20 protein-coding genes are annotated in these 23,276 nt (G+C 73.0%); 9 read left to right on the top strand and 11 right to left on the bottom strand.

Annotation, left to right across the window (positions count from 1 at the left end; translation table 11 throughout):
- Nucleotides 1–4: 4 nt before the first annotated feature.
- Both AB0C36_RS32190 and AB0C36_RS32185 read left to right on the top strand, forming a co-directional pair.
- A complete protein-coding gene (locus AB0C36_RS32190) occupies nucleotides 5–775 on the top strand; it encodes a GNAT family N-acetyltransferase (protein ID WP_358361081.1) in 771 nt (256 codons plus the stop codon).
- Nucleotides 772–1,176 (top strand): hypothetical protein, encoded by a 405-nt coding sequence (locus AB0C36_RS32185; RefSeq protein ID WP_358361079.1) that lies wholly within the window; start codon nucleotides 772–774, stop codon nucleotides 1,174–1,176. The genes AB0C36_RS32190 and AB0C36_RS32185 overlap by 4 nt, the downstream gene beginning before the upstream one ends.
- A gap of 47 nt (nucleotides 1,177–1,223) precedes the next feature.
- On the opposite strand, the gene AB0C36_RS32180 is transcribed toward AB0C36_RS32185, so the two are convergent.
- The 7 genes from AB0C36_RS32180 to AB0C36_RS32150 all read right to left on the bottom strand — a co-directional run bounded on the left by AB0C36_RS32180 (nucleotide 1,224) and on the right by AB0C36_RS32150 (nucleotide 7,632).
- Entirely contained in the window at nucleotides 1,224–1,865 is a 642-nt protein-coding gene (locus AB0C36_RS32180) for a maleylpyruvate isomerase family mycothiol-dependent enzyme (protein ID WP_358361076.1), read from the bottom strand.
- Between the two features lie 67 nt (nucleotides 1,866–1,932).
- Nucleotides 1,933–2,919 (bottom strand): ADP-ribosylglycohydrolase family protein, encoded by a 987-nt coding sequence (locus AB0C36_RS32175; protein WP_358361073.1) that lies wholly within the window; start codon nucleotides 2,917–2,919, stop codon nucleotides 1,933–1,935.
- 141 nt (nucleotides 2,920–3,060) lie between these two features.
- A complete protein-coding gene (locus AB0C36_RS32170; protein ID WP_358361070.1) occupies nucleotides 3,061–3,663 on the bottom strand; it encodes an isochorismatase family protein in 603 nt (200 codons plus the stop codon).
- 189 nt (nucleotides 3,664–3,852) lie between these two features.
- A complete protein-coding gene (locus AB0C36_RS32165; RefSeq protein WP_358361068.1) occupies nucleotides 3,853–4,836 on the bottom strand; it encodes a GlxA family transcriptional regulator in 984 nt (327 codons plus the stop codon).
- 140 nt (nucleotides 4,837–4,976) lie between these two features.
- The gene (locus AB0C36_RS32160) at nucleotides 4,977–6,002 is read right to left on the bottom strand and encodes a TIGR03617 family F420-dependent LLM class oxidoreductase (RefSeq protein ID WP_358361065.1); all 1,026 of its coding nucleotides are present in this window, start codon (nucleotides 6,000–6,002) and stop codon (nucleotides 4,977–4,979) included.
- Nucleotides 6,002–6,826: an enoyl-CoA hydratase gene (locus AB0C36_RS32155; protein WP_358361062.1), complete on the bottom strand. Its 825-nt coding sequence runs from the start codon at nucleotides 6,824–6,826 to the stop codon at nucleotides 6,002–6,004. Before AB0C36_RS32155 ends, AB0C36_RS32160 begins: the two co-directional genes overlap by 1 nt.
- Before the next feature lie 29 nt (nucleotides 6,827–6,855).
- Complete coding sequence (locus AB0C36_RS32150; RefSeq protein WP_358361059.1) at nucleotides 6,856–7,632, bottom strand: SDR family NAD(P)-dependent oxidoreductase; 777 nt, start codon at nucleotides 7,630–7,632, stop codon at nucleotides 6,856–6,858.
- A 300-nt stretch (nucleotides 7,633–7,932) separates the two neighbouring features.
- On the opposite strand from AB0C36_RS32150, the gene AB0C36_RS32145 reads away from it, so the two are divergent.
- The 6 genes from AB0C36_RS32145 (at nucleotide 7,933) to AB0C36_RS32120 (ending at nucleotide 14,767) form a co-directional block, all read left to right on the top strand.
- On the top strand, nucleotides 7,933–10,464 hold the full coding sequence (locus tag AB0C36_RS32145; protein WP_358361056.1) for an ATP-dependent Clp protease ATP-binding subunit: 2,532 nt from the start codon (nucleotides 7,933–7,935) through the stop codon (nucleotides 10,462–10,464).
- Nucleotides 10,465–10,538: 74 nt separating this feature from the next.
- The gene (locus tag AB0C36_RS43290; RefSeq protein ID WP_435839160.1) at nucleotides 10,539–10,721 is read left to right on the top strand and encodes an imidazolonepropionase-like domain-containing protein; all 183 of its coding nucleotides are present in this window, start codon (nucleotides 10,539–10,541) and stop codon (nucleotides 10,719–10,721) included.
- The gene (locus AB0C36_RS32135) at nucleotides 10,718–10,870 is read left to right on the top strand and encodes a hypothetical protein (RefSeq protein WP_358361051.1); all 153 of its coding nucleotides are present in this window, start codon (nucleotides 10,718–10,720) and stop codon (nucleotides 10,868–10,870) included. Before AB0C36_RS43290 ends, AB0C36_RS32135 begins: the two co-directional genes overlap by 4 nt.
- Nucleotides 10,871–10,958: 88 nt before the next feature.
- Nucleotides 10,959–12,587, top strand: a complete 1,629-nt coding sequence (locus AB0C36_RS32130) for a serine/threonine-protein kinase (protein ID WP_358361049.1) — start codon at nucleotides 10,959–10,961, stop codon at nucleotides 12,585–12,587.
- Nucleotides 12,588–12,665: 78 nt separating this feature from the next.
- Nucleotides 12,666–13,082, top strand: coding sequence for a PIN domain-containing protein (locus AB0C36_RS32125; RefSeq protein ID WP_358361046.1), 417 nt, complete (start codon nucleotides 12,666–12,668; stop codon nucleotides 13,080–13,082).
- A 209-nt stretch (nucleotides 13,083–13,291) separates the two neighbouring features.
- Entirely contained in the window at nucleotides 13,292–14,767 is a 1,476-nt protein-coding gene (locus tag AB0C36_RS32120) for an aminotransferase class I/II-fold pyridoxal phosphate-dependent enzyme (RefSeq protein WP_358361043.1), read from the top strand.
- 54 nt (nucleotides 14,768–14,821) lie between these two features.
- On the opposite strand, the gene AB0C36_RS32115 is transcribed toward AB0C36_RS32120, so the two are convergent.
- The 4 genes from AB0C36_RS32115 to AB0C36_RS32100 form a co-directional block, all read right to left on the bottom strand.
- A complete protein-coding gene (locus AB0C36_RS32115) occupies nucleotides 14,822–19,609 on the bottom strand; it encodes a DNA repair ATPase (protein ID WP_435839162.1) in 4,788 nt (1,595 codons plus the stop codon).
- 89 nt (nucleotides 19,610–19,698) lie between these two features.
- The gene (locus AB0C36_RS32110; protein WP_358361038.1) at nucleotides 19,699–21,759 is read right to left on the bottom strand and encodes a flotillin family protein; all 2,061 of its coding nucleotides are present in this window, start codon (nucleotides 21,757–21,759) and stop codon (nucleotides 19,699–19,701) included.
- A gap of 55 nt (nucleotides 21,760–21,814) precedes the next feature.
- A complete protein-coding gene (locus AB0C36_RS32105) occupies nucleotides 21,815–22,429 on the bottom strand; it encodes a hypothetical protein (RefSeq protein WP_358361099.1) in 615 nt (204 codons plus the stop codon).
- A 160-nt stretch (nucleotides 22,430–22,589) separates the two neighbouring features.
- On the bottom strand, nucleotides 22,590–22,754 hold the full coding sequence (locus AB0C36_RS32100) for a hypothetical protein (protein WP_358361035.1): 165 nt from the start codon (nucleotides 22,752–22,754) through the stop codon (nucleotides 22,590–22,592).
- 183 nt (nucleotides 22,755–22,937) lie between these two features.
- Between AB0C36_RS32100 and AB0C36_RS32095 the strand changes: the two genes are divergently transcribed.
- Nucleotides 22,938–23,216 carry a heavy-metal-associated domain-containing protein gene (locus AB0C36_RS32095; RefSeq protein WP_358361033.1) on the top strand — a complete coding sequence of 93 codons (279 nt, stop codon included), beginning with the start codon at nucleotides 22,938–22,940 and terminating at the stop codon, nucleotides 23,214–23,216.
- Nucleotides 23,217–23,276: the final 60 nt, after the last annotated feature.

The raw sequence follows: 23,276 nt of genomic DNA, 5'->3' as shown, positions 1-23,276 counted from the left end.
GCCGATGGACGAACGACGGACGCTGCGCGACGACAAGGACCGTGAGGTCGCCGACTATGTCGTCGGCAACTGGCGGGGCCACCGGCTCGCCGACGACCTGGAGCCCCGGCCGGGCGTACCGCCCGCGGACCTCGCGGCGGCGGTGCTGCGCGCGCTGCCCGGCTGGGCCGTGTGCGCGCAGGAACGCGAGGGCCACGCGCTCGCGGCCGCCGGAGCCCGGCTCCAGCGCCACGCGCACTGCTACACCTGGGACCTGGTGGCCCGGCCGCCCGAGCCGTCCTGGGCGACCCCCGAGCTCCCGCCGGGCATCACCTTGTCGCCCGCGGTCGAGCACGAGCCGGCCGACCTGACCGCCGCGTGGATCGGCGCCTATCCGCCCGGGCACCCGGACAACCCGGGCGGCGAGTCCTTCGACTCCGCCCGTGCGCAATTGGCGACGCTGTACGAAGGCACGCTCATCGGCGCCCTCATGCCCGCAAGTTGCGTGCTCCGGCACGGGCCGCGCCCGGTCGCCGTTTGCCTGGCCAACGACCGCCCCGGCGCGCCGCCTCTGCTCGGACCGTGGGTCACCGAGGTCTTCCGCGACCCGGACCGTGCGTACGCGGGGCTGGGCGCGACCGCACTGCGCGCCACGCTCGCCCGCGCCGCCGCGGACGCGGTGCGGGCACTGGGCCTCGCGGTGACCGAGGGGAACCCGGCGCGCGCGACGTACGAGAAGCTCGGATTCGCGCACAGCGAGAGCACCATGACGCTGCTCGTCCCGGAGACACCGTGACGCGACTTGTGGCACGACCCGGGGCGGGGGATGCCAGCACGTCTCCGGACCGGCCGGACGACCGGCTTTCGTCCGTTTTCAGGTTCGCCACCGAGCTCGTCGCGTGGGTCGCGGCGCCGTGGGCCCTGGCGTCCGTCTCGCCGATCCTCGCGGTCGCCGCGGTGCCGGCGCTGATCGCGCTCCCGACCGTCTTCTCGACGCCGGGCGACAAGAACCAGGTCGTCGTCGCGGTGCCGGGCGTGGTGACCATCGCGATCATGCTGCTGCAGTTCGCGGCGGCCGTGGCGGGTGCGTGGGCGGCCTGGCCGCGGTGGGCGGCGCTGGCGGTCACTGGGCTGGTGGCCGTCGCCCTGGTCCTCGAACTACCGCGCTGGCGTTGGCTGCTGCGGGTCGGGCGGTAGCAGCCCAGGTCGGCGGGAGGTTTCGGGGCGGAGGGGACCGTGCCGGGTCAGTGGAAGGTGACGTACACCTGCGGTGCCGCGCCCTTGAGCGTGTACCGCTCCGGGTCGGGTGAACGGCCCGCGATCAGGCGCATCAGGGTCGCGGCGTCGGTCTCCAGCGTGGCGGCCGGTGCGGCGTCGGGCGCGCCGAGGCGCAGCTCGCGGTCGGGGAGCCGTACGTCGGTGGGCGGCAGCGCGCGGAACGGCTGCGCCATGCGCTCCTGCAAGAGGGTGAGCGCGTCGTCGATGCCCGCGCTCGCGTACGCGTCCCCGATCCCGAACGCCTCGCGCACGTCGCCGCCGTGCACCCACTCGCCCAGCGCCAGCGCGTCCCACGCGCCGCCGCGCGCCACGATCGCCTCGGCCGCACCCGCGTAGCCGGCCTCGAGTTCGTCGAGCACGGCGGAGATCGGCAGGTCCGCCCGGGCCGCGATGTCCGCCGCGTTGGCCTCGTCACCGAAGTCGTGCAGCGTGTCGGTGGCGGCCATGGTCAAGGCGGCCGCGCAGTGCGCCAGCACGTCGCGCACGCACCACCCCGGCAGGACGGTCGGGAGGGCGAACGCGGACGGCTCCGCCGCCCGGAGGACGGGCAGCAGAGCGTCGCGTTCGGCGAGCAGCAGTCGGCCCGGAAGCCGGGGGTCCCTGGTCATCGGGACATCATGCCCGCGCTGCCCGAGCGGGGTCCACGCCCTTGCGGGCGGGCGCGGGTCGGCGGCGTCAGTCGGCTTGCGCCGCGGCGAACGCCCAGTCGGGCAGCGCTTCGACGCGGTCCCACCAGCCCGCCGGCAGCCGCTCGGCACCGACGCGTGCGCCGATGATGCCGCCGACGATCGCACAGGTGGTGTCGACGTCGCCGCCCGCGGAGGCGGTCGCCCAGAAGGCCGCCTCGAAGTCGTCGCGGTGCCGCGCGGCCACCCAGATTGTGAAGAGGACCGTGTCCGGCGCGCTGACGCGGCGCCCGTTGCCGAGAGTCCGGCCGACCTGGGCCGCGTCCGCGCGGTCGAGGAGCCGCCGGGCCGAGTCGAGGCGGGTGCGCACCAGACCGGGCGGCGTCGCCGCGGCGACGGCCGCCACGAAAGCGTCCGGTGCCAGGTGCGCGGTGCGGTCGCACGCGAGTGCGGTGCCGACGGCGACTGCGACAGCCCCGGCGACGCCTTCGGGGTGACGGTGCGTCACTTCCGCGGACCGGGCCGCCTCGTACGCCGCGCGTTCCGGGTCGTCCGCGAACCAGGCGCCCAGCGGCGCCACGCGCATCGCCGCGCCGTTGCCCCAGGAGCCCGTGCCGTCGAACGACTCCGCGGCCAGTTCGCGCCACGAGCCCCCTGCCCGGACGAGGCGCAGCATGCGGTTGACGGTGGGACCGTACCCGCGGTCGAAGTCGTGGTGCCGGGCGAAGGAGGCGGCCAGCCGATCCTGGTCGATGCGGCCGTGGGCGGCGAGTTCCGCGTACACCGCGCAGGCCATCTCGGTGTCGTCGGTCCAGGGCCAGGGCGCGTCGGGCAGTTCGCGGCGGCGCAGCCGCGCGAGGTTGGCCGGGACGAAGTGCTGCGCCCCGAGCGCGTCGCCGACGGCCAGGCCTCGGAGCGAGCCGAGGGCCCGGACCTGCGGTGACGGCAAGGCAACTGCGGGGACTGCGTGGGTGGTTGGGGTGCTGTCGATCGTGCGGGCCGTCGGCTCGGGTCGAGTTGATGGTAGCTCGGTCATTGCCGCGCATTGTGCCACGTAGTGAGGCAAGCGCAGCGAGCTGTTCTCGAACGGGAGTTGCCGGTCCCGCGCACCTTCCACCGGGCGGACCGCCGCGTGGAAAGGTGCGCCGGACCGGCAACTGCGGCGCACAACCCGGGGTCAGACGGGGAGGTCTTCGACCGTGCGGGCGACCACGCCGAACAGGTCGCCGATCGTGGTGAGGGCGCTCGACTGGAGGGTGGCGGCGGAGACGACGTTTCCGTCGGGGCCCGGCAGGGAGCGGGTTGCCGTTGCCTCGGCGACGATGGTGGGTCGGTAGCCGAGGTTGAAGGCGCCCTGCGCGGTGAACGTCACGCACATGTGCGTCATGAACCCGGCCAATACCAGGTCGGGGCCGGCGCCCAGGTCCCGCAGTGTCTGCTCCAGCTCGGTCAGGTGGAAGGCGTTGGGGAACTGCTTGACCACGACCGGCTCATCGCCGACGGGGCCGACCTCGTCGCTGATGGCCCCGATCTCGGCGCGGATGTCGTACGGCGTTCCCTCGCCGCCGTCGTTTACGACGTGCACGACGGGCGCGCCTGCCGCGCGGGCCGCGGCGAGCAGACGAGCCCCGGCGGCCAGAGCCGGTTCGGCGCCTTCCAGGGCCATGACTCCGGAGCGGTAGGTGTTCTGGAAGTCGATCAAGACCAGGGTCGCGTCGGCGAGCTTGGGAAGCGCGTTGTCGCGGCCGGTGACTTCGCGGAGAGTGGCGGAGGCGTTCATGAGTACTTGGGTGCCTTTCAGTTGGATTCTCTGGGTGTGCGGGGGAATGCGGGCATGGCGAAGCCCGCTGTCGCCGGGCTTGCCCGCATCGGTGGGATGGTCGGTTGTGGACCCGGCCAGACCGGGCTGGATGCAACTGGATACGGCCGGATCCGTCGGGACCCGGCCGAACCTGCCGGGGCCCGCCGGTCAGGAGCCGGTGCGGAACCTGCGGCGGTAGGACGCCGGGGTCGTGTTGATCTGTTTGCGGAACGCCCGGTGCAGGGTCTCCACCGAGCCCATGCCGGTCGCGGTCGCGACGCGGTCCAGCGGCTCGTCGGTGGTCTCCAGAAGGCGGCGGGCCGCCTCGACGCGCGCGGATTCGACGTACGCGGCCGGGCTGCTGCCGGTCTCCTGGCGGAAGACCCGGGCGAAGTGGCGTTCGCTCAGGCACATGCGCCCGGCCAGGACCGGTGCCGACAGGTCGTCGTCGAGGTTCTCGGTGATGAACACGCGCAATTCGTCGATGTCCCGGCGGGCCGCGGCGGGTCTGCTCAGCGGGACGCTGAACTGGCTCTGCCCGCCCTGCCGCCGCAGGTACATCACCAGTTGGCGGGCCACCGCGAGCGCCAGGTCCTCGCCGTGGTCCTCGGCCACCAGGGCAAGTGCCAGGTCCATGCACGTGCTGATCCCGGCACCGGTCCACACCCGGCCGGACCGCACGAAGATCGGGTCGGCGTCGACCCGTACCTCCGGATGGTCGGCTGCCAGTTGGGCCGCGGTCGACCAGTGGGTGGTGGCCCGCCGCCCGTCGAGCAGCCCGGCGGCGGCGAGCACGTGAGCGCCGACACACACCGACGCGATCCGCCTCGCGTGCGGCGCGGTCGTCCTGACCCAGTCGACCACCGCGGCGTCGACGCGGGCGACCGGGCCGTCCGGGTGTATGTCCACCGCTCCCGGTACGAGCAGGGTGTCCACCGCGGCCCCCACCTCGGCGAACGTCAGATCCGCCACGACGCGAACGCCTGCCGACGTGGCCACCGGTCCGGCCTCGGGTGCGGCAAGGCGCACCTGGTAGCCGGCCCGTCCGCCGGTCTCCCGGTTGGCCAGCGCGAAGACCTCGGCCGGGCCGGTGACGTCGAGCAGGTCGACGTCGGGGAAGACCGCGATGACGACTCGGTGGGGACTGGGCATGCCCCTATCGTCGCCGGTGCGTCCCATGGCCGCAATGACGGCTATCTGTCATATTCGGACACCCGGATGGCCCCTTCGGCAGGCGCCCCCGGGATGCCCGGCCCCGGGGCTCGGCAGCCCCGGGACCGGGCAGGAGGGCTTCAGCCCGCGGACTGGAGGGCCTTCACGACCTCGGCGACCCGGCCGTCGTGGTCCGGGTTGGCGGGCAGCGGGACGGTGACGCCCGCGGCCAGGGCGCCCCAGCGGCCGAGGATCAGCTCGGGGAGGTCCTCGTACAGCGCCATCGGGACGAGCGTGTCCAGGACCTCGTCGGTGACCACGGCGTGCAGGTCGTCCCACTGGTCGCGGCGGATCATGTGGGCGAGCCGGTCCTGCAGGTCGGCCCAGCCGTACAGCTCCAGGGTCCGCCGGTACGCGGGCGTGGAGTACAGGAACGCGAACAACCGCCGCTGGCGTTCGCGTTCCGCGTCCAGCTCGGCGTGCGTCGCGCCCGCGATGACCTGGGTCCCGGCGATCAGGTCCAGGGTCCGCGGCTGCGCCCGCGACGCGGCGCCCTCCGCAAGGCCGGGCAGGCAGATCTCGGTGAGGTAGCGCGGCGAGGAGTTGGTCGGGTGGGTGACGAACCCGTCGGCGACCTCGCCCGCGAGCGCGCACATGCGGCGGTTGACGCCGCCGAGGTAGATCGGTGGGGCGGGGGTGTCCTCGTCCGGGCCGGGGTTGAAGTACGGCTGCATGCGCGTGATGCGGTAGTGCTCGCCGTGGAACGCGGGCCGCTCGCCGGTGCGGAACGTGCCGAACGCCGCCTGGACGGCCCCGACGTACTCGCGCATGCGGGCGGCGGGTTCGGACCACGGCATGCCGTACCGGTCCTCGATGTTCTGCTTGATCTGGGTGCCGAGCCCGAGGTGGAAGCGCCCGCCCGAGAAGCGCGCGAGGTCCCACGCGGTGTACGCGGTCAGCATCGGCGAACGCGCGAACGCCAGGGCGACGGACGTGCGGACGACGATCCGCTCGGTGTGCTCCAGCGCCAGCAAGGCGAGGGCGAACGCGTCGTGCACGGTCTCCGAGACCTGCAGTCCGTCGTATCCGGCGGCCTCCGCGCGGCGCGCGTGGGCGGCCACGTCGCGCAGCGGGATCCGCGGGTCCATTCCGGTGTAGACCTTCATCACGCTTCCTGGGGCTGTGGGTCGGTGGTGCCGTCGGCCGCGGTGTCGGCGACGAAGGTGCGCCCGCGGTCGACGATGCCCTGGCGTACCTCGGCAAGTCGCGCCTGGTCGAAGCGGTTGTCCATCCACGCGCGGGCGCGGGTGTGCTCGCGCGCGTAGGCCGCGTCGCCGTCGAGTTCCGCCATCTCGCGGTACATGTCGCGCACTTCGGTCACGTACACGGCCGGGATGTCGGCGATCTGGCGCGCGATGTCCATGGCCCGGGGCAGCAACTCGTCGTGCGGGACGACCTCGTTGACCAGACCCCAGTCGCAGGCCCGGCGTCCGTCGACGAACTCGCCGGTGACGCTCATCTGCAGCGCGCGTGCGGGGCCGATCAGCTGTGGCAGGCGGATGGTCAGCCCCCACCCCGGCATGAGGCCGACCCGGGCGTGGGTGTCCGCGAAGCGGGCGCGTTCGGACGCGATGAGGAAGTCGCAGCCGAGCGCGAGTTCGAATCCGCCGGTCACGGCCGGGCCGTTGACCGCGCCGATGATCGGCGTGGTGTGCGGCGGGAACGGACCCCAGTAGGGCGGCGGTTCGGCGGAGGTGTTGCGTTCTGCACGGGAAGTACCGGTAGTGGCAAGCCGTTTGAGGTCGAATCCGGCGCAGAACGCGGGGTCCGCGCCGGTCATCACGATGGCCGCGACGTCCGGGCGGGCGTCGAGCTCCGCGACGGCCTCCGGGATCGCGGCGGCGAGGTCGGGGGACAGCGCGTTCCGCGCCTCGGGCCGGTTGAGCGTCATCAGGGCGACCTTGTCGCGTACGTCGACGAGCAGGACCACGGATGCCTCCTTTCGTGTGGGTGGTCGGGTCAGCGGGCCGGTCCGGAGGGCCCGATGTCGCGGGCGCCTCCGTCGCAGTGGATGACCTGGCCGTTGACATAGGCCGCGTCGTCGGACAGGAGGTAGGTCGTCAGGCCGGCGACGTCCTCCGGGGTTCCGGTGCGCCCGGCCGGGATGCGCTCGGCGATGCGCGCCACGACGTCGGACGGCATGGCGGCGGTGGCCCCCGGCGTCATGATCATCCCGGGGCAGATCGCGTTGCAGCGCACTCCGAGGTGGCTGTACGCCGCGGTGACGTTCCGGGTGAGCTGGATGACCGCGGCCTTCGAGGTGCCGTACGCCGCCAGCCCCGGCGTCGCGAGGGTGCCGGACCCGGAGGCGATGTTCACGATCGCGCCGCCGCCTCGGGCGAGCAGATGGGGGAGCGCCGCGCGGGTGACCCGCACGGTGCCCATGAGGTTGAGGTCCCACGTGCTCTGCCAGATGCGGTCCTCGTTCTCCGCGACGTTGCGGTCCCCGCCGAGGCTGCCGCCGGCGTTGTTGACGACGAGGTCGATGCCGCCGAACCGGTCCACGGCGGCCTCGACGAGCCGCTGCACGGAGTCCTCCTCGCGCAGGTTCATGCGGACCGCCAGGGCCTGCCCGCCGTCGTCCCGGATCCGCGACGCGACCGCCTCGGCCTCCTCCTCGTGCAGATCCCCGAGTGCGACGGCGACGCCTTCGGAACCCAGCCGCAGCGCGGTGGCCGCGCCGATGCCCCGGGCGCCGCCGGTCAGCACCGCCACCTTGCCGACGAGTCCCCGCATGCCTGCCTCCCAATTTGCTTGACTGGATCCACCACTATCAGAGCCGTAGCCCGGTTGCCAGGGGCGTTCCCGGCGCGGGCGGGACGGGCCCGACGGCGAGCCGGTGCCCGGCCGGCGCCGAACCGCGGCGTCCGATCGAGGGAAAGCGCGCCGCCGGTCGCCGGATCGGCGCTAAGCGGCGGCGAGCCCGGGTACACGCACGCGTCCCCGCGTTCGCGCCACCCGCCCGCCGAGTGGCCCGGACCACCTGCCGCAGAGCGGTCCCGCACGGCACGCTCGAATCACCCAGGACGGCCCCGTATGACCATGTCCTCCTTCGGCTTCGGCGCCGACGACCCGTTCTCCGGCCTGCTCAACCGCTTCCTGGGGCTGGACGCGCGCACCTCGCCGCCCGCGGTGCAGCGGGTGCCGATCGGCCGCCTGCTCACCGATTCGGCCCGGGAACTCTTGGCGACCGCGTCGAACAAAGCCCAGGAAGACGGCAGTTCCGACCTGGACACCGAGCACCTGCTGTGGGCCGCGACGCAGACCGAACCGGCCCGCGCGCTGCTGGCCAAGGCGGCCGCGGAACCGGACCGGCTCGGCCGGGACCTGGCCGAGGTGCTGCCGCGCGAGGACAACGCGCCCTCGTCGGAACCGGGGTTGACCCCGGCGGCCAAGCGGGTGCTGATCGGGTCGCACGCCCTGTCCCAGGCGTCCGGCGGTACGTACATCGGTGCCGAGCACATCCTCGGCGCGCTGCTGGGCGACCCGGACACCGGCGCCGCGAAAGTGCTGCGCGCCCGCGGCGCCGACGTCGACGCGCTGGCGGGCAGCGTCGCCCGGGCCTCGCGCGGCGAGGCCGAGCAGGGCGGCGGCCGTACCGCGGCCGGGGGAGCGGGCGGGGAACCGAGCGAGACCCCGACGCTGGACGAGTACGGCCGAGACCTCACCGAGGACGCCCGGGCCGGGCGCCTGGACCCCGTGGTGGGCCGGGCCGAGGAGATCGAGCAGACCGTCGAGATCCTGTCGCGCCGGTCGAAGAACAACCCCGTGCTCATCGGCGAGCCGGGGGTCGGGAAGACGGCGATCGTCGAGGGGCTCGCGCAGCGGATCGTGGCGGGCGACGTACCGCAGACGCTCGAGGGCAAGCGGGTCGTCGCGCTCGACCTGCCCGGCCTGGTCGCGGGGTCGAAGTACCGCGGCGAGTTCGAGGAGCGCCTGAAGAAGGTGATCGACGAGGTCAGGGCCGCCGAGCACTCGACCATCCTGTTCATCGACGAACTCCACACCGTGGTCGGCGCGGGGGCCGGCGGCGAAGGCGCGATGGACGCGGGCAACATGCTCAAGCCCGCGCTCGCCCGCGGCGAACTGCACACGGTCGGCGCGACGACCATCGACGAGTACCGCAGGCACATCGAGAAGGACGCCGCCCTGGAGCGACGCTTCCAGCCGGTCATGATCCCCGAGCCGTCGGTCGCCGAGACCGTGGAGATCCTCGACGGGTTGCGCGACGCGTACGAGGCGCACCACCAGGTCCGGTTCACCGACGAGGCCCTGTCCGCCGCCGCGGACCTGTCCGACCGCTACGTCTCCGACCGCTTCCTGCCGGACAAGGCGATCGACCTCCTGGACCAGGCCGGGGCCCGGGTACGCCTGGCCTCACGCCGCCGCAGCACCGAGGTGGTCGGCCACGAGGACGAGATCGCCAAGCTCGGCCGCGAGAAGGACGAGGCCGTCGCCGCCGAGGACTTCGAACGCGCGAGCGACCTCAAGCGGCGGATCGCCGGCGCCGAGGCCGCACTCGCCGGCAGCGAGGAACGCCGCGAGGGGGTGGCCGAGGTCACCGCCGCCGACATCGCGGACGTGTTGTCCCGCAAGACCGGGATCCCGGTCGCGCAACTCACCGAGAACGAGAAGGACCGCCTGCTGAAGCTGGAGGACGCACTGCACGAACGCGTCGTCGGCCAGGACGAGGCGGTCACCGCCGTCTCCCGGGCCGTACGCCGCAACCGCGCCGGCATGGGCGACCCGGACCGGCCCGTGGGCTCGTTCCTGTTCCTGGGGCCGACCGGGGTCGGCAAGACCGAACTCGCCAAGGCCCTCGCCGGCATGCTGTTCGGCGACGACGACCGCATGATCCGCTTCGACATGAGCGAGTTCCAGGAGAAGCACACCGTCTCCCGGCTTATTGGCGCCCCGCCCGGATACGTCGGCCACGAGGAAGCCGGCCAGCTCACCGAGAAGGTCCGGCGCCGCCCGTACAGCGTGCTGCTGTTCGACGAGGTCGAGAAGGCCCACCCGGACGTCTTCAACGCCCTGCTCCAGGTCCTCGACGACGGCCGCCTGACCGACGCGAAGGGCCGCACCGTCGACTTCCGCAACACCGTCGTCATCATGACCAGCAACATCGGCGCGCAGCGCATCCTGGCCCACCACGGCGACGTCGGCGAGATCCGCGACGACCTCATGGGCGACCTGCACGACCGGTTCCCGCCCGAATTCCTCAACCGCATCGACGACATCATCATCTTCCACGGCCTCGACGAGGACGACCTCGCGCACATCCTCGACCTGCTGCTGGACCGCAGCAGGCGGCGCCTGCACGCCCAGGGACTCACCCTCCGGGTCACCGAAGCGGCCCGCAGACTCCTCGTATCACTCGGCCACAAACCGGAGTTCGGCGCCCGGCCGCTGCGCCGCACCATCCAGTCCGAACTGGACAACCCGGTGGCGGATTTGCTGCTCGGCGGCGAGGCGCAGCCCGGCGACGAGATCGTCGCCGACGCCCGGGACGGCAGGATCGTCTGCTCGATCGGCCGCCCCGAGGCGTCGGGCGGTGCCGCCGCGTGAGCGCGGAAGCCGACCTGGTTTTCGAAGGCGGCACGGTCGTCACCGCCTAGCCGGCCCAGCCGTTCGCCCAGGCGGTGGCGGTGGCGGTGGCGGTGCGCGGCGGCCGCATCCTCGCAGTGGGCGAGGCCGAGGACATCGCCCCGTTGCGCGCCCGCGTACCCGCACCGTCGACCTCGAAGGCCGGTGTCTGCTGCCGGGGTTCGTGGAACCGCACGGCCACCCCACCGAGGACGCCGCGGTGTTCGGCGGAAGCATGACCGACATTCGACCCGCCACGGTGCGCGACGCCGCCGACGTCTTCGCCGCGATCTTCGACGGCGACCCCTGTCGGACCCCGCACGAGGAACTCGACCGGATCGGGGTCAGCGCCGCCTGTCGTGCCGGGGAAGCCGTCCACAACGCCTGAACTCGGCGGCCCCCCACGGGTGACAGCGAGGGGAATCCCGAACGTCGTGGACCGTTCCGGTGCGTATCCTCGGGGCCGTGGTGAGCAAATGAGGGCTCTGGGACCGGACGATCCGCGCAGCCTCGGGACGTACCGCGTCCTGCGGGTGCTCGGTGCCGGCGGCATGGGACGCGTGTACGTGGGCCGCAGCCGTACCGGGCGGATCGTCGCCATCAAGGTGATCCTGCCCGGGTTGGCCGACGACCCGGGTTTCCGCGGACGCTTCCGGCGCGAGGTGGACGCCGCACGCCGGGTGGGCGGCGCGTGGACCGCGCCGGTGCTGGACGCCGACACCGAGGCCGAACGCCCGTGGCTGGTCACCGGATACGTCCCCGGCCTCTCGCTGGGCGAGGCGGTCGCCGAGCGCGGCCCCCTGCCGGAGCAGTCGTTGCACGTGCTGGCCGCCGGCCTCGCCGAGGCGCTGACCGCCGTGCACCAGGCCGGAGTTGTGCACCGCGACCTGAAGCCGACCAACGTCATGCTCTCGCCCGACGGCCCCCGGGTCATCGACTTCGGCATCTCCCGGGCGGTCGACGCGAGCGTGCTGACCAGCACCGGAATGACCGTCGGATCACCCGGGTTCATGGCGCCCGAGCAGATCGAGGGCGGCGACATCGGGCCCGCGACCGACGTCTTCGCCCTCGGCGCGGTGCTCGCCTACGCCGCGACCGGCGAGGGGCCGTTCGGCGACGGGAACTCGCAGGCGCTGATCTTCCGCGTCCTCACGCAGGAGCCGCGGCTCGACACCGTGCCCGAGTCGCTGCGGCCCGTCACGGCCGCCTGCCTGGCCAAGGCGCCTGGAGACCGCCCGACACCGCACGACGTACTGCGCGCGGTGCTCCCGGGTGGGGACGCGGCCGCACTGGTCGCGGCCGGGTGGCTGCCGCCGGACCTGGCCAACACCGTCAGCCGACGCGCGGTCGCGCTGCTGGAGTTGGAGGACGAGGCCCCGGCCGCGGGGCCGCCCCTGGGGCCCTATCCGCCGCCGCCGTCGTCGGCCGGCTACGACTACCGCGAACCGTCGCCTGGTCCGCCGCGCGCAGAGACGACCTTCGTCGGCCGGGAGCCGGCGTACGGACCCTTCGACGCGCCCACGGCCGGAGGGGTGCAGACGGCGGCCCGGCGCCCGCCCTGGCTGTACGTCGTGGCCGCCGTGATCGCGGTCACCGCCGTCATCACCGCCGTAGTCCTCCTGCGCGGGGACGGAGACAAGGGCAAGGGCGATTCGGGATCGCAGTCGCAGTCGTCGACGCCCGGCGGCGCGCAAGCCGATCAGGTGAAACCGTCGCCGCCGCCGACCGCCTCGTTCAAGCCGGGATCGCTTCCGGAGGCGTACGTCGGTACCTGGAAGGGCGGCATCGCCATCCCCGGCCTGGAAGTGTCGCTGGTGGAACAGCACGTCACGATCGTGCTCAAGCAGGGCGCGTCCGGAACCGTGGTGGGAACGATGCTCTCGACGGTGGCCGGTATCGAATGCCGGGGCGAGACCCGGCTGGTCGGAGTGGAGCCGACGGCGATCCTGGTGGAGGACGTCCCGGGCAGCGGCGGCCGCCAAAACGACGCCTGTACGGACGGCGGGCAGTCCACGCTGCAACTGCGGAGCGACGGAACGCTCTTCTTCACCGCCTTGGACGACGCTACTGGTCACCCCACGGGGACCCTGACCAAGTCCACGTGACAGAGAACGCGTCACCAACCAAGTGACCAATGCCCACGGTGCCCGGCCCGCCCCCGGTTTTGTGGTGGACTGGCGGATATGACGGATCAGATGCCGCTCGTGGTGGTGGACGCGGCGAACGTGGTCGGCTCGGTCCCCGACGGCTGGTGGCGGGACCGCCTCGGGGCGGCCCGCCGCCTGCGCGACGCGCTCGTGCGTGACGCGGCCGAGGGATTGGCGGCGACCGGCAGCGTTCCTGACTGGACCGAGACGGGGCCGCTCGACGTGGTGCTCGTCGTGGAGGGCAAGGCGCGCGGACTGACCGGCGTGCCCGGCGTCGACGTGGTGGGTACGTCCGGGAGCGGGGACGACGAGATCGTCCGCCTCGTGGCCGCCGCCCGGGACGCGGACCCGGGACGCCGTTGCGCCGTGGTCACCGCGGACCGCGAACTGCGCGCCCGCGTGACGGCCCTGGGCGCCGTGGCGGTCGGCCCGCGAGCAGTCCGCCGCTCCTGACCGGCCGCCCGACCCCGGTCGCCGGCCTCGAAACCGGGACCCGAGGCGTCGGGCAATCGGAGACGTCGGACGCCGGGGAGCCGATCCGCACACCTGTCCGGCACGCAGGGTCTGCCGGGGAATACCGCCGCCGATCGCGGGCAGCGGCCAAGCCATGGGAACGACGAGCGCGAACCGACAACCGGCGTTTCGGTGAGAGGAGGACGGCCATGGGCACAAAACCGGACCACTCCCGAGCACCCGTCCTCGAGGCGCTGGCCGCGTACCACCGGCGCGGCTACGTCCCGTTCACGCCACCCGGCCACAAGCAGGGCCGGGGCACCGATCCCCGGGTGCGCGAAGTGCTGGGGGCGGAGGTCTTCGGCTCCGACGTCCTCGCGATCGCGGGCCTCGACGACCGCACGTCGTCCGGAAGGGTCCTGGCGCGCGCCGAAGAACTGATGGCCGACGCGGTGGCGGCCGAGCACACGTTCTTCACGACCTGCGGGAGCAGCCTTTCGGTCAAGAGCGCGATGCTCGCCGTCACGCGCCCGCACCACGAGCTCCTGGTCTCCCGCGACGCGCACAAGTCCGTCGTGTCGGGCCTGGTCCTCAGCGGCATCAAGCCCGTGTGGATCGACCCCCACTGGGACCCCGACCTGCACTTGGCGCACCCGCCGGGACCCGACGACTACGCCGCGGCCCACGACGCCTGCCCCGACGCGGCGGGTGCGCTGGTGACCAGCCCCACCCCGTACGGCACGTGCGCCGACCTGGCCGGCATCGTCGAGGTCTGCCACGCCCGCGGGATCCCGGTCATCGTCGACGAGGCGTGGGGCGCGCACCTGCCCTTCCACCCCGATCTGCCGACCTGGGCCATGGATGCCGGGGCGGACGTGTGTGTGACCAGCGTCCACAAGATGGGCGGCGGCCTGGAACAGGGGTCGGTCTTCCACCTGCGGGGCGACCGCGTGGACGCCCGGCGGCTGGCGGCGTGCGCCGACCTGCTGGGCACGACCAGCCCGAATGTGCTGATCTTCGCCGCCATGGACGGCTGGCGTCGCCAGATGGCCGAGCACGGTTTCCGGCTGCTCGGCGACGCGCTCGCCCTGGCCGACAAGGTACGCGCCGAGATCGGCATGATCCCCGGACTGCGCGTCCACCGCGAGGAATTCCTCGGTGCCGACCTGGCCTTCGAGCTGGATCCACTGCAACTCGTCATAGACGTGGCCGAGTTGGGGATCAGCGGGTACGCGGCGGGGGACTGGCTGCGCGACCACCATCGCATCAACCTGCACGTCTGCGACCACCGGCGGATCAGCGCGCAACTGTCGTACGCCGACAACGACGCCACCGCCCGCGTGCTCCTGCGGGCGCTGCGCGATCTGCCGAAGCACGCCCACGGCCTGGCCCGGCGCTCGCCTCCGGTCCAGGTTCCGGCCCCGGCCGACATGCGGCTGGAGAGCGCGATGCTGCCGCGCGACGCCTTCTTCGCGGAGACCGAGCACGTCCCGGCGGACAAGGCGGCAGGCCGCATCGCCGCGGAGATGATCACGCCGTACCCGCCCGGGATCCCGGTCGTGCTGCCGGGCGAGCGCATTTCCGCGGCCGTCGTCGACTACCTCCGCAGCGGCGTGGCGGCCGGGATGGTCCTCCCGGACTCCGACGACGCGCAGTTGCGGGTGATCCGCGTCGTCGTCGACTGAGCAACCTGCCTTGCGCCGGAGCGCGTTCCGCGTCCGGGCGTGGGACTCCGAGCCTCACCTCCCGCCACTCGGGGGACCGGGAGACGGAATGTGCGCGGAGTACGCGATGTTCGCGACGTACGCGGCCTTGACGGCCGCCCAGCGGGTCTGTTCGTCCGCCGTCAGCGTGCCCAGCAGTTCGCCGAGCTTGAGCAGGTTCGCCTCGGTGTCCGCCGCCAGGGTCTGTGCCTCCGCGGCGTAGTGGTCGGCGACGAGCGCGGCGACTTCCGCGTCGTTCATCGTCGGTGACACCCGTCCGGCGATGCGGTTCATGTTGCGGTACGAGCCTTGCAGCCGGAACGGCGGTTCGGTGCGCGACGCGTCGGTGCGGGCCGCCGAGGCCATGTACGCGGCGTTGACCGCGAGCACCGTGCCGCGCACGGTGAGGAGCCTGCGCAACACCGCAAGAATCCGGTCGAGTTCCGCGGGGGCGCGGGCGTGTTCCAGCAGATCGGGGCGTACCGGCCGGTCCGGGTGCGCGGCCCAGTCCAGCAGCAGGCCGAGGTCTTCGCCGCCGCATTCGGCGAGCGGGGCCAGGACGGCGTTGGACGTGAGCGCGTTTTCGACGAAGCTGAGCTCGAACGCCGCCGCGCTGCCGGCGAGGACCTCGCCGAGGTTCCACACGTCGGCGCGGTTCGCGAGCATGTCGGGAACACGGAAAAGACGGCCCTCCTCGGTGTACGGATTGCCGGACATCACCACGGCGAAGCGCTTGCCGCGCAGGTCGAACGTGTGTGAACGGCCGTCGTGGACCCCCGCGATGCGGCGTTGCGCGTCGCACAGCGGGATGAACTTCTGCAGCAACTCGGGTGAGGTGTGCTGGATGTCGTCGAGGTAGAGCAGGACGTTGTTGCCCGCCCGCAGCGCGAAGTTGATCTTCTCGACCTCGCGGCGGGCGGTCGCGTTCGGTGCCTCGGCCGGGTCCAGCGAGGTCACGGCGTGGCCGAGTGCCGGGCCGTCGACCCGGACCAGGAGGAGGCCGAGGCGCTCGGCGACGTACTCGACGAGGGTCGTCTTGCCGTAGCCGGGCGGGGAGATGAGCAGGAGCAGCCCGTGGTTGTCGGTGCGCTTGGCCGTGCCGGCGGCGCCGATCTGCTTGGCGAGGTTGTCGCCGATCAGCGGCAGGTAGACGCGGTCGATGAGGCGGTTGCGGACGAACGTCGTGGGCACGGATGCCCGGTGCTCCTCGACGCGCAGCCGGGCGCGCTCGTCGGCCACCAGTTCGCCGCGCAGCGACTGGTAGGCACGGAAGGCGGGCACCTGGGTCCTGCGGAAGACCTCGGTCCGGGCGAGGAGTTCGTCGATGCGCACGACGAGTGAGCCACGTTCGACGCGCGGATGGGTTCCCAGGAGCCCGGACACCGTCTCCTGGCCGTCCTCGGCGCAGACGTAGCGGGGTAGATCGGGGCACAACTCCACGGCCACCGCTTCGGCGAGGTCGCCGGGGGCTGCCGGGTGCCCGGAGGAGGCAGCGTACGAGCCGAGCCACGCCTCGACCAACTGCCGCCGCGCCGAAAGCCCCGACACTCCCGACAGCCCCGAAAGCTCGCGCAGGTCCTGGTCGTACGCATCGCCGCCGACCGAGTGCCGGAACTTGTCGATGAGCGTGTGCGCGGCCGTCGCGGTGACGAAACCTCCCTGCCCGCCGGCGAGTTCCTCGACCAGGTAGTCCGCCGCCCGCGCCGGGTCGGCACCGTCCCACCCGCCCGTCGAAGTGGCGAACTCTTCGGCGGCCGAGGTGATTTCCCGGCACAGTTCACCAAGCGCGGGGGACGGGCCGAACGCCGCGCGGGCCCTGCCCAGCGACCGGGCACGCAACGTCCACTCGCGTCTGACCCGTTCGTCGCTGCCGTACGCCCACAGCAGTTGCGCCGCCGCGCGGTCGCCCGGCGGGTAGCGCAGCAGCCCGACGGCCGCGTGCAGCCGCAGCAGCGCGCCCAGGATCAGCGCCGCGTCGTGGTCGTGCACGCCGCGCTCGTAGCCCTCGTCGTAGGCGCGCCGCGCGGCCTCGTCGACGAGCGCGACGAGATCGGACCCGGCCGCCGCGCCGTGCTCGGCCAGGAGCCGGGCGGCCAGGAACTCGGCCCGGTAGACCTCGGGCGACTCCGAGGGGAGTGTCTGGTGCCAGAACGGGCGGGCCGCCTCGAACCGCGGGTCGGTGACCGTACGCCGGTAGTCGGTGCCGGTCAGCGCGAAGGCCATGCGGCCGTCGTGCGGGACCAGCGTCAGGTTGACGGCCTGGGTGGTGACCGCGAAGCGGTGCCGCCCCAGACGCACCGTGCCCCCGTCGGAGTCGGCGAGGTCCGCGCGGTCGCGGAGCGCACGGACGGCCTGCTGCCGGGCGGCCTTGACCCGGCCCGCCAACTCCTCGGCGGCCACCTGCTCGCCGAGTTCGCGCAGCTCCGCGACGGCACGCCGGACCTTCTCCGGAGCAGGGTCGGCGGCGAAGTACGCGTCCATCTCGTCGAGGCGCGCGAAACCCGCTGCACGGCGGGCGACGCTCTCCAGGATCCGCCCTGCCGACTCGCCCAACCGGGCGGCGTGCCGCGCCCGTTCGTCCAGCAGCACCTGTCGGCGGGCCGCGAACGCCTCCTGGACCTCGTCCCGCTTGCCGACGATCTCCCGACGGAAGTCGTCCAGTTCGGGGAACCGCGACTCCAGGTCCTCGATGCGCAGCAGGATCCGCGCCAACTGCTCGTCGCAGGCGTCCGGCGAATCCGCGGACGCCAGGGCGGCGGTGATCGTCTGCACCAGCAGCGCGAACTCCGCCGTGGCCTCGGCGCGGCCCTCCTCCTCCGCCAGCGCACGCTGCCGCGCCCGCAGAACGGCACGGGCCCGGGCCAGGCCACCCTGGACCTCGGCGACCTGCGCCAGGATCGTCGTGCGCACGGTCGCGTCGGAGATGTCCAGGTCGCCGACCGTCTCCGCGACGACGCGGAGCTCGTCCGCGAGTTCGTCCAGGCGCACGCCGATCGGGCCGCCCTCGGCGGCGGTCGTGATGCCGTCCGCCTGCTCGGCCAGGTCGTCGGCGAGGGCGCGCTGCGTCGCGAACGCGTCCGCCTCGCCGAGGAACGCGACCGCGCGCCGCCCGGTCGCGGCGACGTCGTCGTCGAGCCCTTGCCGCAGCGCCTCGATGCGCGCGAGGTCGCTGTAGCGCAGGTCCCGGAGCGGGGCGAGGTGTCCCTGCGCGCGCCGCATTTCGGCCAGCAGACCGATCCACGTCGCGGCGTCCTTCGGGCTCTCGTTGCGGGCTCGCCGGACCAGCGCCGCGATCCGGGCGGCCTCGCCGCCCACCGCCTGCTCGGCCGCGAGAGTGAGCTCCTGGACCGAGCGGAACTCCTCCAGCACGTGCCGGGCGGTGTCGCGCAGACCGTTCAGCGGTTCGTGTAGGCCGCCGAGTTCCGGGTCGGCAAGCCAGTGGTAGCGGTCGAACACGCGCGTGCACGCACTCAGCGCGGCCTCGAACGCGGCGGTGGTGGTGCCGCCTTCCTCCACGAGGCGCACCACCGCAAGGCTGTCCGCGATGCCGGCCACCAGGTCGGCGTTCCCGACGCGGCCGAGGGGGCCCTCGGCCGCCGGGCCGGCGGCGGCGAACGCGTCCGAAGCGTACGGCGTTTCCCACACCTGCACCGGGTGCGTGCGGCGGGCCTCGGGCTCGCCGCGCAACATCACCAGCGTGCCGTCGTCCAGCAGCGTGAACCCTCGGCCGGCCAGCGGCGTGGCGACCTCCTTGCGCACGGCGTTGTAGGACAGCAGCAGATTGCGGCCCTGCTCCCGGTGGTGGAACACGTACAACGTGTCCTCGCCGTTGGGGGAACGCACCACGTTCTCCAGTTCGAGCCCGTCGGTGTCGGCGTCGAACTGCTTGTACGTGCCGGTGCCGAGGTGGAAGCCGCCCGGGAACACCACCCCGTCGTCTCCCGGCAGGCGCCGCGCACCTTGGCCCAGCGCGTCGAGACGTACGAGCGAGGCGGTGGTCGTCGCGTGCACGAAGTGCCGCCACACGTCCTCCTTGTACGGCCGCACCCGCAGGAGGATGAGCGTGCCGACACGCGCGTACGCGATGTCCGCGTCGGCCAGCGACTGCAACGGCTCGGCGACCGGTTCCCGGTGGACGGTGCCCGCGGACGACTCGACGTCGTCCACCGTCTTGACCGTCAGCGCCCCGCCCACCGTGGAGACGAACAGCTCGTCGGCCACCGACACATGCGGGTGCCGTCCGAGCCGGTGGTGCTCGCGGCCCACCGCCGTCCACGCGAAGTCGTACGGCGCGGGGAACACATGGTCGCGCTCTCCGCGCGCGTCGACGTACTGCGGATCGCCGCCGGCGGACAAGCGCCAGCGCAGCACGCGCACGTCGCCGGGCTTCGGTCCGGTGCGGAACACCGCGAGCAACTTGCCGTCCATCCGGCGCAGTTGCGTGAGCCGCGAGTCGCGGAAGTAGCGGAACAGCTCCGCGAGGTCGCGCCGGACCTCGGGCGCCTGGAGCAGGCCGCCCACGGCGGTCGGCGGGACGCCGGTGAACGTGACCGCGGACCCGGTCCCCTCGGAGCGGCCGTGGAGTGTGAACGTCCCGCCCACCGCCGCGTGCTCTGGTGCCTCCGCAGCGGCGGCGCCCGGTGCGGGGCTGCCGCCGGCCAGCAGCGTTCCGCCGACCCACGCCAGGTCGCGGAGGACGCAGTCGCCGTCGGTGGCCAACTGCGCCCCGCCGATCAGCCGCATCCCCGTGGACCCGAAGACCGCGATGCGACGGCGGTTCAACTCCTCGACACGCTCGGCGAGTTCGGTGGCCTGCGCGGCCATGCGGCGGCGCAGGACCTCGAAGTCCCCTTCGGCCGCGTCGCCGGACCGGGCGCCGGTGGCGATGGTGTCCGTCACTGTCTCAGCGCCTTTCAGCCCGGGTTCCCACTGCCGCTTCCACCGGTGGTGCCGCCACCGCCGGAGCCACCGCTACCACCGGCGGCCTTGGCGCCGTCGCTGCCGCCACCGCTACCGTTGGCCTCGCCGAGGCTCTTGCCCAGGGCAACGAGACCGGGAGGTCCGTCGCCCCGCATGAGCTTCGCCAGTAGGGCCGTGACCGTCATGTCGCGTACGCCGTCGGCCCCCAGCGAACCGATCATCCGCGTCAGGTCCTGGGTGAAGTCGCCGGAACCGTCGATCCAGGGACCGGCCAACGCCTTGACGGTGTCCGAGTTCTGCACGAACCCGTCGACGCCCTTGCCCAGCGATATCGCACCCGCCAGGCGGTCGAGGAAGACGCTCTCGCCGCCCAGGATGGTGATGTCGGCACCCTCCAGTCCGGCGGCGAGCACCATCGCCTGGGACTCGGCGACCTGGCGTTGCACGTCCAGCCCCGCCAAGCGGACCTCCTTGTCAGCCTCCAGCCGCAGCCGGTACTCCTCGTGCCCGCGCGACGCCTCGTCCAGCGCGGCCATCGCCGCGGCCTTCTCGGTCAGGCCCGCGGCCTCCGCCTTGAGCTTCAATCCGACCGCGTCCGCGGCCACCGCGGCCTTGCGCTCGGCCACGGCCGCCTCCGCCCGGCCGACCTTCTCGATCGCGGCCGCGTCCTGTTCGCGGACCCGCACCTCCGCGAGGCCGACCGCGGCCGCCTCGGCCTGGGTCGCGTCGGCGAGCCGCAGCTTGGCCTGGGCGTCGAACTCGGCGGCCTGCCGCCGCGCTTCGGCCAGCACCACCTGCTCGCGGGCCTTGTGCGCGGCCGCCGCCTCGGCGGCCTCGGCCGCCTTGATGCCCTTGACCAGGTTCTGCTGCGCCTCGGCCTCGGCGAGGATCACCAGCGCGGCACGCTCGCGCTCGGCCTCCTCGACCGTGCGCAGGCGCTTGACGGCCTCCTCTTGTTCGGCGACCGTACGGTCCACCGCGACGCGCTCGCGGACCACCTCGGCGATGTCGCGCTTCTCGCCCTCCACCTCCTTGTCCGCGGCGATCCGGGTGAGCGCGGTCTCGCGCTCGCGCGCGATGGCCTCCAACTGCCGGTCCTTCTCGATGCGCTCGTTCTCGACGGCGATGACCCGCTCGCGGTTCTTCTCCGCGACGGCGATCTCGCGGGCGACGTTCTCGCGCTGGACGCCGAGTTGCTCCTCGGTGGTCAGGAACGCGGCCTGTGCACGCAGGCGTTCCTCCTCCTGCACCCGGGTGGTCTCGGCCTGCTCGCGCGCCCGTACCGTCTCGACCTCGCGCTGCTGCCGGGTCTCCGCGTCCGCCTGGCGGCGTTCGAGTTCGAGGATCGCCTCGCGCGCCTCGACGTTCTGCCGGGTGATCTCCTTCTCCTCGGTACGCCGGAACTGGTTGGTGCGCACGTTCTCGGCCGCGGTCAGCTCGGTGATCTTCCGGATGCCCTGCGCGTCGAGGATGTTCGCGGCGTCCAGCTGCGACAGCGGCGTCTGCTCCAGGTAGTCGATCGCGGCGTCCTCGAGGCTGTAGCCGTTGAGGTCGGTGCCGATCACCTGGATGATCCGGTCCCGGAACTCCTCGCGCTGGGTGTACAGGTCGGTGAAGTCCAGCTGCTTGCCGACGGTCTTGAGCGCCTCGGAGAACTTCGCGCTGAACAGCGCCTGCAGCGTGGTCTGGTCGCTGGCACGCACGGTACCGATGGCCTGGGCGACCTTTTTCACGTCCTCGACGGTCTTGTTGACCCGGACGAAGAAGGAGATGCGGATGTCGGCGCGGATGTTGTCGCGGCAGATCAGGCCGTCCCGGCCGGTGCGCGCGATGTCGATGGTCTTGACCGAGATGTCCATGACCTCGGCCTTGTGCAGGATCGGCAGGACGACCTGGCCGGTGAACGTCACGTCCACGCTGCGGACCTTCGAGACGATCAGCGCCTTGCCCTGTTCGACCTTGCGGAACAAGCGGGTCACGAGCAACAGAAGGGTGATGCCGACGAGCAGGACGACGGCTACGAGCACGCCGACGGTCAGCGTTATGGCGTTCATCGGAAATCCTTAGGTCCGCCTCGGCGAGTTCGTCCGAGGCTGCGCGAACGGGCCCTCAAGCGGGCGGGGTTCCCGGGTCCGACACCGCGTCGAAGGACGCGACCCAGAAGAACTCCCCGGTGTCGTCGTACGCGTAGAGCAGTCCGGTGCCGCCGGCCACCAGGTGGTCGGCGCCGTACTGGCGTACCTGGACGATCGCGGTGCCGCCGTCCCGCCCGGTCACCTCGGCCTGGCCGAAGACCGCGTCGACCCGCCCGGTGCGGATCGTGCAGGTGCGGCCGACGAAGTCGAGCAGGGACGGCCCGGGTTCGTCGGGGAAGAGGTGCCGCAGTGGCCGCACCAGGATCCGGGTCGCCGTCCAGGCCACGGCGATCGCGCCGAGCAGTACGGCGGTGGCGGCGAGCGCATGAGCCGAGTCGGGTAGTTCGGCGCGGTGCAGCAGGATCCCGCCGATCAGGCTCAGGGCCCAGGAGACCGCGACGACCAGCGAGACCCCGACCGTGGCGGGTACGCCCCCGAGCCCGAGCGCGTCGGAGCCGGGGCCGGCGTCGAAGGCGTCGTGTTCCAGCGCCCCCACGAGCACGCACAGCCAGAAGACCAGCACGACGATCAGGGCGAAGGTGAACACCATTGCGGGGAACCCGAACAGCGCCTCGACGAACTCCTCCACCGGTGCCCCCCTTTCGACGTCCACGGACCGCCTCGACGTGGAGGCCCCGCCGCCGTGGTGGGGACTGCTGTTGGTGTCGGCGGCGGGGCCCGCTCCACTGCCCCCACGCCGATGGTGCGCGCTGTTCGCCGCGCCGCGCATTGCCGGATCCCGGCAATCTTCACGCGTCTTGTACGCGTACCACCGCGTCGGGGGAGCTGTGTCCCGCGTGCCGCACGTTCAGCCGCCGCAGTGCGGCGCTGATCAGGCAGGACGCCGCGCAGCGCGCGGCCGGGTGGTCGACGATCCGGCGCACGAGGCCGCCGGGGTTCCGGATCGGTCGCATCTCGCCTCCCTCGGGTCTGGAACACCGCTGCCCGCGAAAGTACCCTAGGGGGGTATCCTATGCAAAATATCGGCGTGGCGGCGCGGGGCGGGTTGACGAGATACCCCTAGGGGGTATGTAGTGGAGACGTACCCGCCGAACGGGCCGCACTCGAAAGCGGCCCCGGAACCAGGAGGCCTCCTCATGAGCACGTCCGCCGTGACCGCCGTCTCCACCACGTACACCGTCACGGGCATGACCTGCGGCCACTGCGTCTCGTCCGTCACCGCCGGGATCGGGAAGGTCGCGGGCGTCACCGGGGTCCAGGTCGACCTGGCGACCGGCCGCGTGACCGTGGCCTCGGACCGGGTGCTCGACGACGCCGCGGTGACCGCCGCGGTCGGCGAGGCCGGCTACCAGGTCGTCGCCCCGGCCACCGAGGCGCCCGCCGAGGGCGCGAGCTGCTGCGGCAGCTGCAACTGACGGGTGCCGGGGCGCCGGCCGGACGCCGGCGCCCCCCCCACCCCCCCCGCGCCCCCGGCT

Origin of the sequence: Streptodolium elevatio, assembly GCF_040649515.1 — a bacterium.
Classification (GTDB): domain Bacteria; phylum Actinomycetota; class Actinomycetes; order Streptomycetales; family Streptomycetaceae; genus Yinghuangia; species Yinghuangia elevatio.
Note: the sequence above shows the minus strand (reverse complement) of the source record. Positions and strands in the feature narration are given on the sequence as shown.